Source organism: Saccharomonospora amisosensis (genome assembly GCF_011761185.1).
GTDB lineage: Bacteria > Actinomycetota > Actinomycetes > Mycobacteriales > Pseudonocardiaceae > Saccharomonospora_A > Saccharomonospora_A amisosensis.
Map to the genome: position 1 here is coordinate 327,681 of NZ_JAAOYM010000002.1, position 15,928 is coordinate 343,608.

15 protein-coding genes, 2 tRNA genes and 1 pseudogene are annotated in these 15,928 nt (G+C 65.6%); 9 read left to right on the top strand and 9 right to left on the bottom strand.

Translation table 11 applies throughout. The features are described 5' to 3' along the window. Window positions 1-2: 2 nt before the first annotated feature. On the bottom strand, window positions 3-1,055 hold the full coding sequence (gene hisC, locus FHU38_RS24715) for a histidinol-phosphate transaminase (RefSeq protein WP_167176900.1): 1,053 nt from the start codon (window positions 1,053-1,055) through the stop codon (window positions 3-5). Between the two features lie 106 nt (window positions 1,056-1,161). Between hisC and FHU38_RS24720 the strand changes: the two genes are divergently transcribed. From FHU38_RS24720 to FHU38_RS24735, 4 genes are all read left to right on the top strand, one after another. After that, window positions 1,162-1,812 (top strand): dienelactone hydrolase family protein, encoded by a 651-nt coding sequence (locus FHU38_RS24720; protein ID WP_167176902.1) that lies wholly within the window; start codon window positions 1,162-1,164, stop codon window positions 1,810-1,812. 56 nt (window positions 1,813-1,868) lie between these two features. Continuing rightward, window positions 1,869-3,848, top strand: coding sequence for an acetoacetate--CoA ligase (locus FHU38_RS24725; RefSeq protein ID WP_167176904.1), 1,980 nt, complete (start codon window positions 1,869-1,871; stop codon window positions 3,846-3,848). A gap of 81 nt (window positions 3,849-3,929) precedes the next feature. Further along, window positions 3,930-4,019 (top strand) — tRNA-Ser (locus FHU38_RS24730). Between the two features lie 56 nt (window positions 4,020-4,075). Continuing rightward, window positions 4,076-4,148, top strand: a tRNA-Arg gene (locus FHU38_RS24735). A gap of 172 nt (window positions 4,149-4,320) precedes the next feature. On the opposite strand, the gene FHU38_RS24740 is transcribed toward FHU38_RS24735, so the two are convergent. Beyond that, window positions 4,321-4,605 carry a hypothetical protein gene (locus FHU38_RS24740; protein WP_167176906.1) on the bottom strand — a complete coding sequence of 95 codons (285 nt, stop codon included), beginning with the start codon at window positions 4,603-4,605 and terminating at the stop codon, window positions 4,321-4,323. Between the two features lie 645 nt (window positions 4,606-5,250). Between FHU38_RS24740 and FHU38_RS24745 the strand changes: the two genes are divergently transcribed. Further along, window positions 5,251-6,426 carry a Fic family protein gene (locus tag FHU38_RS24745; protein ID WP_167176908.1) on the top strand — a complete coding sequence of 392 codons (1,176 nt, stop codon included), beginning with the start codon at window positions 5,251-5,253 and terminating at the stop codon, window positions 6,424-6,426. A 355-nt stretch (window positions 6,427-6,781) separates the two neighbouring features. Here the strand turns inward: FHU38_RS24745 and FHU38_RS24750 are convergent, their stop codons facing one another. The 5 genes and pseudogenes from FHU38_RS24750 to FHU38_RS24775 form a co-directional block, all read right to left on the bottom strand. Continuing rightward, entirely contained in the window at window positions 6,782-7,483 is a 702-nt protein-coding gene (locus FHU38_RS24750) for a hypothetical protein (RefSeq protein WP_167176910.1), read from the bottom strand. 82 nt (window positions 7,484-7,565) lie between these two features. Continuing rightward, window positions 7,566-8,287 (bottom strand): annotated as a pseudogene (locus tag FHU38_RS24755) (5-formyltetrahydrofolate cyclo-ligase). A 40-nt stretch (window positions 8,288-8,327) separates the two neighbouring features. Then, on the bottom strand, window positions 8,328-8,978 hold the full coding sequence (locus FHU38_RS27010) for a transposase (protein ID WP_208416931.1): 651 nt from the start codon (window positions 8,976-8,978) through the stop codon (window positions 8,328-8,330). Then, window positions 8,935-9,105: a transposase gene (locus FHU38_RS28055; protein WP_167176912.1), complete on the bottom strand. Its 171-nt coding sequence runs from the start codon at window positions 9,103-9,105 to the stop codon at window positions 8,935-8,937. Before FHU38_RS28055 ends, FHU38_RS27010 begins: the two co-directional genes overlap by 44 nt. A 271-nt stretch (window positions 9,106-9,376) precedes the next feature. After that, on the bottom strand, window positions 9,377-10,255 hold the full coding sequence (locus FHU38_RS24775) for a proline dehydrogenase family protein (RefSeq protein WP_167176914.1): 879 nt from the start codon (window positions 10,253-10,255) through the stop codon (window positions 9,377-9,379). 115 nt (window positions 10,256-10,370) lie between these two features. On the opposite strand from FHU38_RS24775, the gene FHU38_RS24780 reads away from it, so the two are divergent. Continuing rightward, window positions 10,371-11,348 (top strand): NAD-dependent epimerase/dehydratase family protein, encoded by a 978-nt coding sequence (locus tag FHU38_RS24780; protein ID WP_167176916.1) that lies wholly within the window; start codon window positions 10,371-10,373, stop codon window positions 11,346-11,348. 8 nt (window positions 11,349-11,356) lie between these two features. On the opposite strand, the gene FHU38_RS24785 is transcribed toward FHU38_RS24780, so the two are convergent. Beyond that, entirely contained in the window at window positions 11,357-13,033 is a 1,677-nt protein-coding gene (locus tag FHU38_RS24785; RefSeq protein ID WP_208416932.1) for a hypothetical protein, read from the bottom strand. Window positions 13,034-13,169: 136 nt separating this feature from the next. Continuing rightward, a complete protein-coding gene (locus tag FHU38_RS24790; RefSeq protein WP_208416933.1) occupies window positions 13,170-13,820 on the bottom strand; it encodes a DUF4328 domain-containing protein in 651 nt (216 codons plus the stop codon). A 194-nt stretch (window positions 13,821-14,014) separates the two neighbouring features. Here FHU38_RS24790 and FHU38_RS24795 point away from each other — a divergent pair, with 194 nt between their 5' ends. The 3 genes from FHU38_RS24795 (at window position 14,015) to FHU38_RS24805 (ending at window position 15,926) form a co-directional block, all read left to right on the top strand. Then, window positions 14,015-14,677 carry a YdcF family protein gene (locus tag FHU38_RS24795; protein ID WP_167176933.1) on the top strand — a complete coding sequence of 221 codons (663 nt, stop codon included), beginning with the start codon at window positions 14,015-14,017 and terminating at the stop codon, window positions 14,675-14,677. Window positions 14,678-14,798: 121 nt separating this feature from the next. Next, entirely contained in the window at window positions 14,799-15,287 is a 489-nt protein-coding gene (locus FHU38_RS24800) for an excalibur calcium-binding domain-containing protein (RefSeq protein ID WP_167176935.1), read from the top strand. Between the two features lie 3 nt (window positions 15,288-15,290). Continuing rightward, complete coding sequence (locus FHU38_RS24805) at window positions 15,291-15,926, top strand: class F sortase (RefSeq protein WP_167176937.1); 636 nt, start codon at window positions 15,291-15,293, stop codon at window positions 15,924-15,926. The last annotated feature ends 2 nt before the right edge of the window (window positions 15,927-15,928 follow it).

Below are 15,928 nucleotides of genomic sequence, written 5' to 3' on the forward strand. Positions count from 1 at the left end.
CCTCAGAACGAGCGCGCGGCCTCGATGAACACGTCGTTCTCCGACGGGGTGCCGATGGTCACCCGCACGCCCTCACCGGCGAAGGGGCGGACTATCACCTTGTGTTCGAGTGCGTGCTCGGCGAAGGCCATCGTGCGCTCGCCCAGCGGCAGCCACACGAAGTTCGCCTGCGTCGGCGGTACCTCGTAGCCCAGTTCTAGCAGTGTGTCGCGGACCCGGTCGCGTTCCAGCGCGATGTCGGCGCAGCGTGCCAGCAACTCCTCCTTGGCGTCGAGCGAGGCGATCGCCGCGGCCTGCGCCACCGCGTTCACGCTGAAAGCCACGTACACCTTGCGCACCGCGTCCACCAGCTCCGGCGCCGCGATCGCGTAGCCGACCCGCAGCCCGGCGAGGCCGTACGCCTTGGAGAAGGTCCGAAGTACAGCCACGTTGCGCCGGGTGCGGGCGAACTCCAGCCCGTCCGGCACGTCGGCGTCGGTGACGAACTCGCGGTAGGCCTCGTCGAGTACCACCACCACCTGCGGCGGTACCCGGTCGAGGAAGCGCGCCAGCTCTTCCCTGCCCACGGTCGTGCCGGTGGGGTTGTTCGGGTTGCAGACGAACACCAGCCGGGTTTTCGGTGTGATCGCGGCCAGCATCGCGTCGAGGTCGTGGGTGTGCGAGCGGGTCAGCGGAACTCTTACGGGTGTGGCGTTGCCGACCTGCGTGACTATCGGGTATGCCTCGAACGATCGCCACGCGAACACCACTTCCTCGCCGGGGTGGCACGTCGCCTGGACGAACTGCTGGCACAGCGACACCGAGCCGCAGCCGACCGCGATCCGGTCGGTGGGTACGTCGAGTTCTGCCGACAGCCGTTCCACCAGCGCCGTGGCCGCCATGTCGGGGTAGCGGTTGGCCTCGGCCGTTGCCCGCGCGATCGCCTCGGCGACGCTGGGCAGCGGCCCGCCCGGCACTTCATTGCTCGCGAGCTTGATCGCGCCAGGGACGGAAGCGCCCGGCACGTACGAGGGCAGCGCCGCGAGGTCGGTGCGCGTGGGGATCTCGGAGGACATGGCAGCTCCTCGGCATCGAGAAAAGGTTCCGGCGACCAACCTATCTCGCCGGATATCTGCCATCTCACGTTGACCCGGGGTGCACTATCGGTGGTTGAGTATGCACATGAGGCAGATGCTTACGCAGGACTACGAACGTGCGGACGGTCGCGCGCTCCGGATCACCTTCGCCGAGCCGGAAAGCGCGCAGCGCGGAGGTCTCGTGGTCCTGCACGAGGCGGGTGCGGTGACCGACACCGCCCGCGTGCTCGTCAACTCGCTGGCGGCGGAGGGCTGGCTCGCCGTCGCCCCGCACATCGGCAGCGCTCCCGGACCGCTCGCCGGAGCGGACGTGCTGAAGGCGACCGACACGACACTCGCGTGGCTCGTCGACCACGGGGTGCGTGGCGACCTGCTCGGCGTCGTCGGCTTCGACCTGGGTGGCACCGCGGCGCTCGTGGTGGCCGCGAGACGGATGCTCGGTGCCGCGGTCAGCGTGGGCGGGTACGGCATCAGCACCCCCGCTTCCGACGGCTTGCCCGCGCTCGTGGACGTCGCGGCCGAACTGGCGAGCCCGTGGCTGGGGATGTACGGCGACGACGGCGACGAGCTTCTGGAGTCGGAGGTCGAGCGACTGCGCGAGGTCGCGGCCAAAGCGGAAGTCGCGACCAACGTTGTGCGCTATCCCGGTGCCCGCCACCGGTTCGACGAGGATCCGGAGGTGGCCGAGGACGCCTGGCAACGCACCCTCGCCTGGTTCGACGCGCATCTGCGTTAGGGAGTCCGCTCTTCTCGCAGGAGGAGTCGGTCGCCACACTCGCCTAGGCTCAGCCCATGACTGCTGACGCCGACGTCCCAGAAGTGTTGTGGCGACCCACTTCCGAGCAGGTGGAAAGGACCAGGATCGAGGACTTCCGCCGCTGGCTCGGTGCGAACCGCGATGCGCACCCCGGGGATTACCACGAGTTGTGGTCGTACTCCGTGCAAGACCTGCCGGGGTTCTGGTCGGCGGTGGCCGAGTATCTGGGGGTGCGCTGGCACGACCGGCCGGGCGAGGTGCTGTCCGGCATGGAGATGCCGGGCGCGCGGTGGTTCTCCGGTGCGACGCTGAACTACGCCGAGCATGCGCTCAGCGGCGGCGTTGCCGGTGCGGCCAAGGCCGACAACGATCCCGCGGTGGTTTTCCAGCGGGAGGACGGCGTCGAGGAGCGGCTTTCCTACGGCGACCTGCGGGCGCGGGTGGCTGCGGCGCGTGGTGCGCTGCGGTCCCTCGGTGTCGGGAAGGGCGACCGGGTGGTCGCGCTCGCACCGAACTGCCCGCAGACCCTTGTCGCGTTTCTCGCCGCGGCCAGCCTCGGTGCTGTCTGGTCGTCGTGCTCGCCAGACTTCGGCGTGCGGGCCGTTTCCGACCGCTTCACCCAGATCGAGCCGAAGGTGCTCATCGCCGTCAACGGCTACCGCTACAACGGTAGGTCGTTCGACATCAGGCCGACGGTGGAGGAGCTGCGCTCGAAGCTGCCTCGGCTCGCGGCGACCGTGCTCGTGGGGTACGAGGGTGGCGGCACGATCCCGGGCACGCTGGACTGGGAGGCGTTGCTGGCCGAGCACGCGGGTGCCGCGCTGGAGTTCGAGCCGGTGGAGTTCGACCATCCGCTGTGGGTGCTGTACTCGTCGGGGACCACCGGGCTGCCGAAGGGCATCGTGCAGGGGCACGGCGGCATCACCGTCGAGCACCTGAAGATCCTGGCGCTGCACTGCGACCTCGGGCCCGGCGAGCGGTTCTTCTGGTTCACCACCACCGGCTGGATGATGTGGAACTTCCTCATCTCCGGGCTGCTGGTAGGGACGACGATCGTGCTCTACGACGGCAGTCCCGGCCATCCGGATCTCAACGCGTTGTGGCGGCTCGCGCAGCGGCACGAGGTGACCTACTTCGGCACGTCGGCCCCGTTCGTGCAGAGTTGCCTGAAGGAGCGGTTGCGTCCCGCCGCCGAGTTCGATCTTTCTGCGATGCGGGCGCTTGGGTCCACCGGCGCGCCGCTGAGCGTGGAGGGCTTCCGCTGGATCGCCGAGGAGATCGGCGAGCATGTGCAGATCTGCTCCGTCTCCGGTGGCACCGACCTGTGCACGGCGTTCGTCGGTGCGTCGCCGGACGTGCCGGTGTGGCTTGGAGAGTTGTCGTGCCGCTGCCTCGGCGCCGCGGTGGAGGCCTATGACGAGGCTGGCAACCCGGTGGTCGACCAGGTCGGCGAGTTGATCATCACGAAACCGATGCCGTCGATGCCGGTGGCGTTCTGGAACGACCCCGACGGCACGCGGCTGCGGGAGGCCTACTTCGAGGACTACCCGGGCAAGTGGCGGCACGGCGACTGGATCAAGATCACTGATCGTGGCTCGGCGGTGATCTACGGGCGCAGCGACTCCACCCTCAACCGCGGCGGCGTGCGGATGGGCACGGCCGAGTTCTACCGCGTCGTCGAGGGCTTCGACGAGGTGCTGGACTCGCTGGTCATCGACACCTCGGCGGGTGAAGAAGGCGAGTTGCTGTGCTTCCTGGTGCTCGCGCGGGGCGCGAAACTGGAGGATGTGGAGCCCGCCCTGCGCGCCGAGCTACGCAAGGAGTTGTCGCCAAGGCACGTGCCCGACCGGTTCATCGTGGTGGAGCAGGTGCCAAGGACGCTGAACGGCAAGAAGTGCGAGGTCCCGGCGAAGAAGATCCTTTCCGGCGTGGCCCCGGAGCGTGCGGTGAGCAGGGACGCGCTCGCCAACCCGGACTCGCTGGCCCCGTTCGTCGCCTACGCGGCGCGCGAATGACCTGGTCAGCGGGTTGACAGGGGGTGCTTTGCCGGGCTTCGGTGGCGGTGTGTAGTCTATGACGGCAGTGGTCGCGACCTGGGAGGCTTCGCCTAGTCTGGTCTATGGCGCCGCACTGCTAATGCGGTTGGGGGTAACCCCCCCTCCCGGGTTCAAATCCCGGAGCCTCCGCCGGGGCTCGGCCCAGCCGAGCACCACCCCGACCCCGGTCGGGAACAACTGAACATGCGCCCGTAGCTCAACGGATAGAGCATCTGACTACGGATCAGAAGGTTTGGGGTTCGAATCCCTACGGGCGCGCTCTTTTGCCTGATAGAGAAGGTGTGGCGAGGATCTGGCGAAGATCATCACCACACCTTTCCCACACTTTATGACGCTTCTTCGTCGATCACTCTCAGCAGCTCCGCAACCCTCGGACTCGCCTGCTTCCGGCCGAAGTACGTGTCGAGCGTCATGCTCACGCGCTTGTGACCTAGTGATCGGCGATCTCTCGCACGGTTAGCCCCGCATCGTCGAGGAGAGTCGCCGCCGTCTTGCGGAAGTTGTGGCTCGTCACCCAGCCGAAGCCGAGCGGGTCCAGAGCCTCTCGCAGGTCCGCGTTGGTGTTGGAGCGATCCCGTAGCTTGCCCTGCTGGGAGGGAAACACCACGTTCCACTCACTCTCGACCACCTCTCGCGACTTGAGCAGGAGCAAGAGCCAGGCCGGAAGATGCAGCGTGCGCCAGCCAGACTCGCTCTTCGGCTTCGGCTGAAGCACGAGACCGCTGCCCTTCCTGCGAACGACAGTCGCCCGGATCTCGACCTTTCCCGCCTCAAGGCGGCCCCTGCGGGGCCGCTGATCCGGCCTCTGTCTCTATCCCGGCTGCCCAGCGCGGGCGTGCGGCTGAGGCCGGTCCCGCGCGGCAGCCGGGCGAGGCAGGCCGGGCGGCCCCGCAGGGGCCGCAAGAAGAAAGAGACGCCCTCGCCGGGCGGGCAGGTCTCCGGGATAGCCCGACAGGCGCAACGGCTGCGGTACGTCGGTGGGTCCCGAGCGTGTGCCATCCCGTCGACCTCCACTAGGGCTATCACGCCGTGTCAAGGGGGCAAGCCTGGCCACGCCCGTCACCATGCCACGCAAGTTGCCCCCTTGACACAGCGTGATCGGGTTACGCCAGGTCGGCGGGATGGCACACCAGGGCACCCCCGTGCAGGTCGAACACAACTTATGGGATATCTCGCCTAATTCATTAGCGTATATAGTAGTCGAGCCGTAGGGTGTGCCTGGTTGACCACGTTGCGCAACTTCAATTCTGTGGTTGTAATTTAAAGAAAAAGGGCGGTTACTTTAAAAGTCCAAGCCATATTGAAACACTCCTTGAACTCCCCCGTGGGCCGCTAAAGGTAGTGGCTGTATACTTTAAAAGTGCAGGTAGAGGACTTCCGTAACTCCCCCATAGGTAGGCTCGAGCGCATCGCGGGCACCGACATGCGCCTCAGGCAGCCGTACAGTCACTTTGCGTTCGTGCCAGCCCCGTTGCCTTCCAGCGTCCACCTGTCTGCAGCCACCTACAAGCTGTTGAGCGAAGCAGACCGAGCTCTAGGTGTGCTGCATGCGAGTGTCAACCAGTTGCCGAACCCCCATCTGCTGGTGCGCCCGTCGCTCACGCGCGAAGCAGTGAGTACGTCCGCGCTGGAGGGTACCTATGCTCCCTATGCCGAGGTGCTTGAAGCTCAGTATGAGGATGGCAAAGAGCCCACTGCTGAGGTCCGAGAAGTTCAGAACTACGTTCGCGCAGCACATCGCGGTCTTGAGTTAATCAAGACGTACCCCATCATTCTCAAGGTCGTTTCTGAATTGCAGTCAATCCTTGTTCGCAAAACCCGCGGTGATGCTTACGACGCGGGACGTCTTCGAGAGAGAATTGTCTGTATTGGCGACAAGGGGAGAGGGATCGAGCAGTCTAGATTCGTTCCACCGCCGAATGGTGATATCTTAGTGCAAGGTGTGAGCGACTGGGAAAAGTGGATAAATAGTGATCAAGAAATGCCAGTGCTCGTAAAGGTTGCACTTGGTCATTACCAGTTTGAGACGCTACACCCTTTTAGTGATGGAAATGGTCGTATAGGTCGTCTGGTGATCACGCTACAGCTTATAGAGGAAGGGGTACTAGAGTATCCAGTGTTGAATCTATCCCCCTGGCTTGAACCGCGTCGAGAGGATTACATCGACCATTTGCTTGACGTAAGCCGGACTGGCGACTTTGATCCATGGGTCAGGTTTTTTGCTGAGGCTGTCAAAGCTCGTGCGATGGCGGCGACTGACACGATCAACCGACTTCTCGGGTTCTCATACGAAGTAAGTGAGGCTATGAAGGATGCGGGTGCCCGAGGTGCAGTTCATGATCTCACGATCAATTTGATCGGCTATCCACTTATGACCATTCCGGCGGTTGCCGCAGATCTGGGAGTTACTTACCCGACGGCAAGGAGCGCGATATCGAAGTTGGAAGAGGCGGGTTTTCTTCGGGAGATCACAGGAAAAAACTACGGCCGTGTGTATATATGCGACCGAGTATACGATGAGTTGGCTAAAAGTTGAGAAAGTGTGACCGCTGTCCCGCACACAACGCTGCGGAACGAAGAGAAACGTTGATCTACTTCGCGAGACATTCCCGCAGGTCACAGCCACTATCGCAACGTAATGACAAACGTCCAGCGGAGGCCCGCGCGGATCAGAAGGTTTGGGGTTCGAATCCCTACGGGCGCGCAGCGAAGAAACCGCCTCTGAGCAGGCGGTTTCTTCATTTCTGGCCCGGGAAGCGGTCGAATGCTGGTCCCGCAATGAAGCCGGGAAGAGCCGCACCCTCCGCCACCGTGCCATGTGAGTCGGCGGGGCGGGTGCTCGCCGACCATGGCCAGGGCGTCGTCGACCGGAACTGAGCGCGTTCCGAGTGTCACCCCCTCGGCGGGCGGGGGACTTGGGCTGCGATCTCCGCGATCCCGTCCAGCACATCGGTGTCGAAAGCGCCGGTCGCGGCCTCGGCCTCGGCTACCGTGAGACGGGCACCCCTGGGCTCGGAGTGATAGTTCCGCCCGGTGAACCGGATGTCGGCCATTCCGAGCAAGCCAGCACCGAGAGGTCGGATGTCGCCGGTGCCGTATTCGTCGATGACGTCCCGGAATGCGCGTTGCTGTCCGGCGGTGCGGAAGCTCACCCAAGCCACCGAGATCAGCACGACGTTTCCATCCGGATCCGCAGTGGCGTAGAGCTTGCGGTTGAGGCTCTTGCACGGGTTGCGCAGGAACGATTGCTGCACCTTGCCGTACGCCGCGGTAACGCAGTCCCGGTTGGACTTGCTGACTGTCTGTCGAACGATGCGCATTCCAACCCGCCGCAGCGCTGCATCGAGGTTTCTGATTCGTGCAATGTGTTTCGCGTCCGCCTTCCGCGCATTCAGCGACCGCGCATTCACCGACGAACTCCCGGCTGCCGCCCCAGAGCTGCCGCCAGCTAAGGCGGAGAGGCCGCCTGGCATGCCCGTGGCATACAACGCGACGGCCGTGACTGCCGCCCCAACGACGACCTTCGCCGCACCGCCGCCGGTGTTTATCAAGACTTTCCTGCCGTCTTGCAGGGTGACCCAGCGTTTTGCCATTACAAGCCCCCAGTTCCCTACCCTTGTCGATGCTAAGGGTCAGCATCGACAGTTTCCTGCCGTCGGCTACTGAACTGTTGGGTCAGGTAACCCGCTGGCGGCGCAGGCGTGCCGCGAGTGCGGGAATCGCGGCGATCTTGTCGGTAGGGAGGTCATCCCAGAGCAGACCGTGCGGCCGTCGCGGTTCATCGCACCTGATCACGGTGGTGGGGGTCACGACGATGTCCACGCTGAAATCGTGGGTGGTTTCGGGTAGGTCGTCGTCGGTGACCTGTAGGTCGTGCACGGTGGTCACGATTGTCGTCTCGGGTCCGACGAGCCCGGCTTCCTGGAGGAGCGCGACTTCGATGTCGGAGTATCCGGCTCCTTTGCCGAGGCGTACGCCGTGGCGGTTCACGGCGACGCTTCCGCACACGATGAGGTCAGGCGGCCGCATGTTACGTCGACGGGCTGGCCGACCTTGACCGCGGCTTTCTTGCCGGCGGCCTCAGCGGGGGTGACGGGCAAGGTGTCCGGATCGAGCAGGTAGAAGGGCTTCGGCTCGGCGAGTTTGGGCACCGCCATGTAGACCAGCTTGCCTTCGTCGAGAGCGCGGGCGCGCACCGGCTGTTGCGCTGTGTCAGGTACCGCTTTGACGATCTTCGCGGACTGCCATTCCGGCAACTCCGCGAGCCTGTCGGCGGCTTTCTGCGCGCCGAAGAAGGCAGGGATCCGGCCGCGCACACCAGCCGGCGCGGCGTGGTGTTCCTCCAGCAGCGCCCACACCTGCTCGCGGACAGCTCGCTTCATCTCGTCCACGTTCATCGCCACTGCTCCTCACGCCGTCATCAAGGTCAACACCCGCTCATACACGTCCTGTACCAAGTCCACGTTCCGCCATCGCCGGAGTTCGCGGCAAGCACTGAAGACGATGTTCAGCCCGCCCCACCTCGCGTTGCCTCGACGACATCCACGGCCCGATGCAACGCAGGAGGACCTTCCCCTCGTAGACCGCTACCTTGAGGGAATCCGCAAAGTAATCGACAACCACTGGGCGGGTCCGCGTCCGGGACGCGCCACCCGGATCGCGTCGAGTACGGCGGCCATCTGGGGGCTGTCGGCGCGTTGACCGGCGGTGATCAGCAGTGATCAGCAGTGATAACGGTCTCCGGCCTTGTTCACAGGCCAGGTGGATCTTCGTGGTGAAACCGCACCGAGAACGCCCCAGCGCGTGATCGGCCGGTTCGTCACCAGGCGGTTCGACCTGCTCATCTGGGCGGCGGCGGCGGGCTCCAGCGGCATGCTGGTGGGCCCGGTTGATCCTGGAGTCCACCGACACCTGCCAGTCGATCAGTCCCACCGCATCGGCCCAGGCCCGCAGCGCGCAGAGAATCCAGGGCCACACGCCTTCACGCTGCCAGCGACGAAACAGCTGGTAGATCGACTGCCAATGCCCATAGCGCTCCGGAACATCACGCCACGGCGCAACCGACCCGCACACGCCACCGGATCCCATCGAGCAACTGCCGCCGTGTCCACTTCGGCCGACGACCCGCCACGGGTCGAGGCGGCAACACACGCTGCAACGCCACCCATTGCCGGTCCGTCAGATCCTTACGCGCGCCGATCGATACGCTTCCCACCGAGGTCTCCGGTCAGATGTTGATCTTCTTGGTCGTTGATCCATCTAGCGGAGACCTCCCCTCGTGCCCGACAGCACCCCCAAGTTCCTAAACAGCTCCTAGCCGCGAGGCGGCGAGTAGGTCCGGGCGGAGAGTGCTCGGGCCTGCTGCGCTGGTATATCCAGCGAAGGTGTCCGAGGGCAATTGGACAGGAATCCTCGGTCGCCAACCGTGTGCGCTTTGACGTCCTTGTCGGGGCCGGTTGTGTCATCGAGCCCGCCTGGGCCGACGTTCAAGCGCCGCGTGACTCCGCGACCCGGCGCATCCAGTAGCGGAACCAGTTGCCGCCGAAGGGAACGTACACGCGAACCGGTACGTCTCGGGCGACGAGGTCGGTCACCATGTCCGGGCGTACCCCCAGCAGTTGCTCGACCGGCAACGGCCCATGCGCGGCGAGCAGAGCCTCACGGAGGACGCCGTCGTGGGTGGCCAGCGCGAACGGTGTGCTGCTCTCCGCCAACTGGTGCGCCAGGCGAAGGAAAGCGAGATCGGTGGGCTCGCCGTACGGCAAGGCGCGGTCGCGTGCCTCGACGTAGGCGCCCTTGACCAGCCGGATGTGTACGCCGGCGGCCTGCAGCCGCCGGATGTCCCCCGGCGTCCGATGCAGGTTCGCCTGCGCGGTGGCGCCGAGCCGGTCGGCCAGTCCCTTGCCCGCGACGGTGAGCACGCACGACAGCACAGCGTCGGCGCGAGCATGGTCCTCTGCGCCCACCTGTATGCGCCTGCCCTCCGGAAGCGCTCGCGCGATCGCGGCCAGGTGCTCGGCGCAGCGTGCCGGATCGACATCAAGCCCGAGATGCGACAAGTCGATCGCCAGCCAAGTGTGTTGCGGCAGGTGGGCGAGTTCAGTCGCCAGGCTCACGTAGTCGTCGGCGACGCGCTCGGCGACCGGCGGGTGGCTGACCAGTTCGCCGAACTGATCGATGCTGCCGGCCACACCGTGTGTGTGCAGGTCCCGGACCTGCCGGACGGCATCGCCGAACGACGTGCCCGCGACGTAACGCGACGCCGCTCGCCACGCCATTTCCCGTCCTCGCGGCACGGACCGCACGATCCGCTCGAACCGGCTACTGGTGGCCAGCCGGAACAGGATCTCGCGGTCGATCGACATGCTGACATCCTGGCAGATGGTGCGATGCTCGATTTGGCTCGGCGCGCAGGTCGCCGAAGGCGCTCGTGACAATTGCGTTGTTTCCGATGCTGGTTGGCTGCTTCGATCGGTTGCCATGGAGCGGTTTCTGGTCACCGGTAGTTCGGGCCACCTCGGTGAGGCGCTGGTACGCACCTTGCGTGCGCGGGAGCTGGACGTCGTCGGCCTCGACGTCATCGAATCCCCCTTCACGACGGTCGTGGGTTCCGTCGCTGACCGGGAAGTCGTGCGCACAGCGATGGACGGGGTCACCCACGTGCTGCACACCGCAACCCTGCACAAGCCCCATGTCGGGTCCCACGCGCGGCAGGAGTTCGTGGACACCAATGTCTCCGGCACACTGGCCCTGCTGGAGGAGGCCGCTTCCGCAGGCGTGAGCAGCGTCGTGTTCACCAGCAGCACCAGCGCCTTCGGTCGTGCCCTCACCCCGGCGCCAGGGCAACCCGCCGCGTGGATCATCGAAGACGTTCGCCCTGTGGTCCGCAATATCTACGGTGCCACCAAGGTCGCAGCCGAGGAGCTGTGTGAACTGCTCGCACGCGACCTCGGCCTTCCCGCCGTCGTCCTCCGTACGTCACGGTTCTTTCCGGAGCGCGACGATCGCGACGACGTTCGTGCCGCGTACGACGACGCGAACCTGAAGGTCAACGAGTTCCTCTACCGCCGCGTCGACCTCGCCGACGTCGTCGAAGCCCACTTGCTCGCGGCGGCACGCGCGCCGGAACTAGGGTTCGCCCGCTACATCATCAGCGCCACCACCCCGTTCACTCCCACGGATCTCCCCGAACTCGCCGTGGACGCTCCCGCTGTGTTCGCGCGGTTGTTCCCCGAGATCGCCGAGGACTACCGGCATTGGGGATGGCGTATGTTCCCAACGCTGGATCGGGTCTATGTCAACGGTCGGGCCAGGCGGGACCTGGGTTGGGCGCCCGCCTACGACTTCAAGGCCGTCGTGGAACTCGTGCGAGCCAACGAAAAGCCGCGCAGCCCACTTGCCACGGTGGTTGGTGCCAAGGGCTACCACGCCACGCCGACCGGGGTGTACACGGTATGAGCGCGATTTCAGTTCCGGGTGAGCGTTCGGGTGATGCCGGTTGCCACCGTGGTGGCGAGAACCCATCCGATGATGGTGAGTAGGTAGGCGAACCATTGGGTTGTTTCGCTCGGTGCGAAGGCATTCTGCTGCCCCAGCTTCAACACCGGCACGAGTACGTCAAGCGTGTAGAAGAAGGCGTTGAACCCGGTGCCGCTCTGGATCTGCGTCGGGGGATCGAACCAGAACAAGACTGTGCCGATCGAGAGTAGGGTGAGCAGCCACATCGCCGCGCGGCCTGGCAGGTAGCCGTAGCCGACCGTCCAGTCCTGCAACAATCCCCATGTCTTGGCTGGAAGGGACAGCGTCTTGCGGCGGCGCCGCTGCTTCGCCAGCAGGACCCGCCGTGCGTCGGCGTCGTGTCCCAGCCGACGGTAGGTGATGGCGAGCTGCTCATACGGCAGTGGGCGGTAGCCATCCGGTTGCCTGGCCAGCCAGTTCAGCCGGTCAGCGACGCTCAGCAACGGGTCCAGCGCGTCGTAGACCGAACCGTCCAGTTGCACCGTTCCAGAGATCGACGACACGTCGTCGCGCAACAGTCCGAACCGTGCGTAGCGCAGGTCGATGTCCCCGGTAATTTCCCTGGCGGGCAGCAGCTCGAAAACATTGGCCTGACTCCCGATGAGCCGAAGCCCCCCGTCAGCGACGAACCCCTCGTCGCAGCGCAGCCCGCGTTCCACCACCAGGCTGCCCCCGTCAAGCGCGTGGCCTCCGGCGTTGTTGAGGTGTGCGCCGGAAAGCACGAGGTCGCCCGCGATATGGGCGCCCAGTAGACGAAACTCGGCGTTGGCTGTCAGGTTCGCGCAGTACAGGTTCTGGTCCACCCGTAGGTTGTCGGCGATCACAGCCGGGCCGTCCGGGTTGTCGAGGTGTGCACCGGATAGGTTGATCTGGCCGTGAACGTGGGCTTGGACGAGCCTTATGGCGCCGTCGAAGCGGCACCCTTCGACCAGGTTGCAGTCGTCGTGAATCGTGGTCCGGCTGGCTTCGAGTGCGTCACGTTCTCGGCTGGTCACTCGCGCCTCCAGCATGTGCAATCCACCGCCGATCCGCGCCCCGACGAGGTATATCCCGCCCGCGGCTTCGAAGTGCGCGCAGTAGATGCTGTGGTCGATCACCAGGCGTGCCGCGTGCAGCGCATAGCCGTTGGATGCTCCCAGTCGCGCGTAGTTGAGCAACAAGATGCCGCCGAGTTGGGCGCCTGCGAGCCTGATACCGGCAGGTATTTCGCAGTCGCGGAGCACAAGGTCGCCTTCGATGCGAGCCTGCCTGGCGTGCAGGCCAGGCAGGCTCGATCCCGAGAAATCCAGGCGTCGCGTCCGCGCGTTGGCGACCGTGACCTCCTGATCGAAGTGACACTCGGTCAACTCGAGCGTGACGCCGATCTCCGCATCGGTGAGGTCCAAGGGGCCAACGATGCGGGCACCGACGAGGCTGAGCCGCGCCACGTGGCCGGGTTCGGCTGCCCGCCTTTCCAGCAGCAATGTCTTCAGCACACTGGCACGGACGGTGCGCTCCGGCCCCCAGGACTGGCCACGTTCCGGCGTGTCCTTCTCCTGCTCGCCGGTGCGCAGATCCGCCGGCATGCCAGCTGGAAACGCCTCCCACACTTGCTGTTCGGCCTCGGACAGTCCTGCCACGTGCATCCAGTCTCCCGGTTCGCCACGACCGGGTAGATCATCTACCAGGGCTTGCCCACTCGGTAGGAGGCACCATGGCCGATTCCGTGATCGCGGGTCCACTGCGACCCTCGCCGAAGACGACTGATGCCGACCGGATCGGTCAGGCGGGTACCTGTAGCGGCCGGGGCTGTGTCTGCCAGGCGTTGATCCTGCGAATCGCGATGATGATCAAGATGCCCGCGCAGACGTTCAGCAGTGCGGATAAGGCGCTGATTCCGAAGAGCCGCCTTAGCAACTCCACGGTTACTTCCTGCCGGAGCGCCATTTGTTGCGTGACCCTGTCGAGCAGCCAGCTGAACAGCAACAGGGCCCACCACCAGCGCAGCAGGGCCACTCCCGCCTCGGGCTCCGGGCGGCTTGCACGCCAGATGTCGGAGACGACCTGGAACGGGAACCACAGGTTCACCACGGGGCAGAACCAGCCGCCGATCACCCAGCCACGAGCGCGGCGATGCGGCAGCGGCGACAGTTGCTCCGCGTTCTCTCTCACTCGCCAAAGCCACACAAGGAACACCACTGCGGCCGCGATGAGAATGCCAAGCCCCAAGAGCCCGACGCCGAGTGCGATGTCGTCCGCCGCGTACAGGTCCGCCTCGGTGACGCCGGGCTCGCCGTTCACATAGTCGTTGACGACCGTGTAGGTGTGGCGGTAAGACCCGCTGATTGCCAGTTCGGCCACTGTCTCCAGCCAGATCAGGATCACGGCGGCCGTGCCGATCGCGCCCACCTTGCGTAGCGGTCGCGTGGGCATGGCGGGAACGGGCGCCGGTTGGGGATGGGTCATTGAACGGAACGTCCTCTCGCGTTCGATGTCGATTACTCGACCGACCGTCCACAATGCGGCATATCGACCGGTTGGTCGGTTTCGCTTCGATCACGGTTTGACGGTGCGTCGATTTGCGAGTTCAACAGGCGAGCGGCGCGCACCTGACGTATGCAATACCCATGCAGAAACCGCTGGCCACGCTCCCGGAATGGCTACGAGAGGACGTCAATACCCTGTGGGAGTATCACGACCTGGGGCACCCGCACAGCCGCTGCGAGGTCGGGATCGGACTGGGCAGTCACGATCTCGGTGTCGCCGTCCACACCTCGCGGCTGTATCACCTCGGCTTGTTCCCGCTGATCGTGTTCACCGGCGCGAAAACACCGACGACGGCTGATGTGTTCCCACGCGGTGAGGCGGTGCACTACCGGGAGCACGCGATCGGGCTGGGTGTTCCGGAGAGCGCCATCCTGGTGGAGACGCGCGCCCGCAACACCGGTGACAACATCGCGTTCACCCGGGACCTGCTGGCCGGGCTCGGGTTGCACCCTCGAACCGTCATGCTGGTCTGCAAGCCCTACCACCAGCGCCGCGCCTACGCGACCTGCCGGAAGCTGTGGCCGGAGGTGGAGGTGCGTTGCGCGGCGCAGTCACTGTCCCTTGAGGAGTACGTCGGCCACATCGGCGACGCCGATCGGGTGCTCAACATGCTCGTAGGCGACACCCAGCGGATCACCGAGTACGCCGAACGAGGCTTCGCCGTCCCCCAGGTCGTGCCGCCACGGGTTCGGCAGGCGTACGAGCGGCTGGTCGACGCCGGATACACCGAACGACTCGTCTAGTTGAAGCGTGTCACTCACCAGCGTGTTTGAGGTGTGTCGGGTGATTCACCCGCTGATCGAACGCGAACCCTTCCGGCGTTCCGTCGCGACTACACATTCTCAGCACCGAGAGGAGAACCGGATGCGACTTCGCCAAGCCGCCGCCGTCCTTGTCCTGGCAGCGGGCGCCTCACTGACCCTCGCCGGAACGGCGACCGCGCAGGATAGAGGCCTCGACTGTCCCAACTTCCCGAACCAGGCCGAAGCGCAGAAAGTCTACAACCAGGACACCAGCGACCCGCACCGGCTGGACGCCGACAACGACGGCATCGCGTGCGAGCGCAATGGCCCGCCTTCGCTGACCAGCGTCACCACACCGACGACCACGATGCCGACAACCAGCCCGCCGACCAGCAGGCCGACCGAGACCCACTCCGCCACCAGTACCCAGTTCACCAGCACCGCCGCCGGTGACCAGGTGCAGAAGATGCCCTCGGGTGCTGTCGCGGCCGGTGACGGGTCCTCCGGTGGTGGTCCGGGTGCCGCGCAGGTGCTGTTCAGCCTGGCCGGACTTGGCGTGATCGCCACGACCACCGCGGTGGCCGTGCGGCGCGGTCGCAAGACCAGCTGACGAATGCGGCGGCTTTCCTCGCGCCGCTACCCCCGTCGGCCCGCGTTTCGCGGACTGGCGGGGGTAGTCGCGGTTGTCCTGGCTCTGCTCACCGGCTGTACCGATGTCGAGGGCACGGCGACCACGGTCCCGGTCGCGCTGTCGGGAGATCAGGCCGCCGTGGCGGAGCAGCGAGCCCCTGCCGTGCTGGCCGAGTCGCGCCCGCAACGGTTGCGCATTCCCGAGATCGGCGTGGATGCCAGTGGTCTGCTCGATCTCGGGCTCAAGCCCGACGGCAGCATGGAGGTTCCTCCCGACGGCAGCACCGTGGGTTGGTACACCGAGTCCCCCACACCCGGCGAGCAGGGACCGGCGGTGCTGGCCGCGCACGTCGACTGGGCGGGTGAGGAAGGCGCGTTCTACGACCTGCACGAACTCGTCCCCGGTGACGAGGTGATCGTCGATCGCGCCGACGGCACCGTCCCGTTGTTCCGGGTGTATCGGGTCGAGCAGTACCCCAAGGACCGTTTCCCGAGTGCAAGGGTCTACGGCGACGCGCCCGGTGCCGAGCTTCGCCTGATCACCTGTGGCGGTGAGGTGGACTCCGAGCAGGGCGGCTACCGCGACAACATCGTGGTCTACGCGCGCATGGACTCCTGAGT

Excerpts from the sequence above, each read along its gene's own strand:
- FHU38_RS24805 (WP_167176937.1), top strand. The coding sequence starts at position 15,291 with ATGCGGCGGCTTTCCTCGCGCCGCTACCCCCGTCGGCCCGCGTTTCGC.
- FHU38_RS27010 (WP_208416931.1), bottom strand. The coding sequence starts at position 8,978 with ATGGGATCCGGTGGCGTGTGCGGGTCGGTTGCGCCGTGGCGTGATGTT.
- FHU38_RS24775 (WP_167176914.1), bottom strand. The coding sequence starts at position 10,255 with ATGTCGATCGACCGCGAGATCCTGTTCCGGCTGGCCACCAGTAGCCGG.
- FHU38_RS24800 (WP_167176935.1), top strand. The coding sequence starts at position 14,799 with ATGCGACTTCGCCAAGCCGCCGCCGTCCTTGTCCTGGCAGCGGGCGCC.
- FHU38_RS24795 (WP_167176933.1), top strand. The coding sequence starts at position 14,015 with ATGCAGAAACCGCTGGCCACGCTCCCGGAATGGCTACGAGAGGACGTC.
- FHU38_RS24790 (WP_208416933.1), bottom strand. The coding sequence starts at position 13,820 with ATGCCCACGCGACCGCTACGCAAGGTGGGCGCGATCGGCACGGCCGCC.
- FHU38_RS24720 (WP_167176902.1), top strand. The coding sequence starts at position 1,162 with ATGAGGCAGATGCTTACGCAGGACTACGAACGTGCGGACGGTCGCGCG.
- hisC (WP_167176900.1), bottom strand. The coding sequence starts at position 1,055 with ATGTCCTCCGAGATCCCCACGCGCACCGACCTCGCGGCGCTGCCCTCG.
- FHU38_RS24725 (WP_167176904.1), top strand. The coding sequence starts at position 1,869 with ATGACTGCTGACGCCGACGTCCCAGAAGTGTTGTGGCGACCCACTTCC.
- FHU38_RS24785 (WP_208416932.1), bottom strand. The coding sequence starts at position 13,033 with ATGCACGTGGCAGGACTGTCCGAGGCCGAACAGCAAGTGTGGGAGGCG.
- FHU38_RS24750 (WP_167176910.1), bottom strand. The coding sequence starts at position 7,483 with ATGGCAAAACGCTGGGTCACCCTGCAAGACGGCAGGAAAGTCTTGATA.
- FHU38_RS24780 (WP_167176916.1), top strand. The coding sequence starts at position 10,371 with ATGGAGCGGTTTCTGGTCACCGGTAGTTCGGGCCACCTCGGTGAGGCG.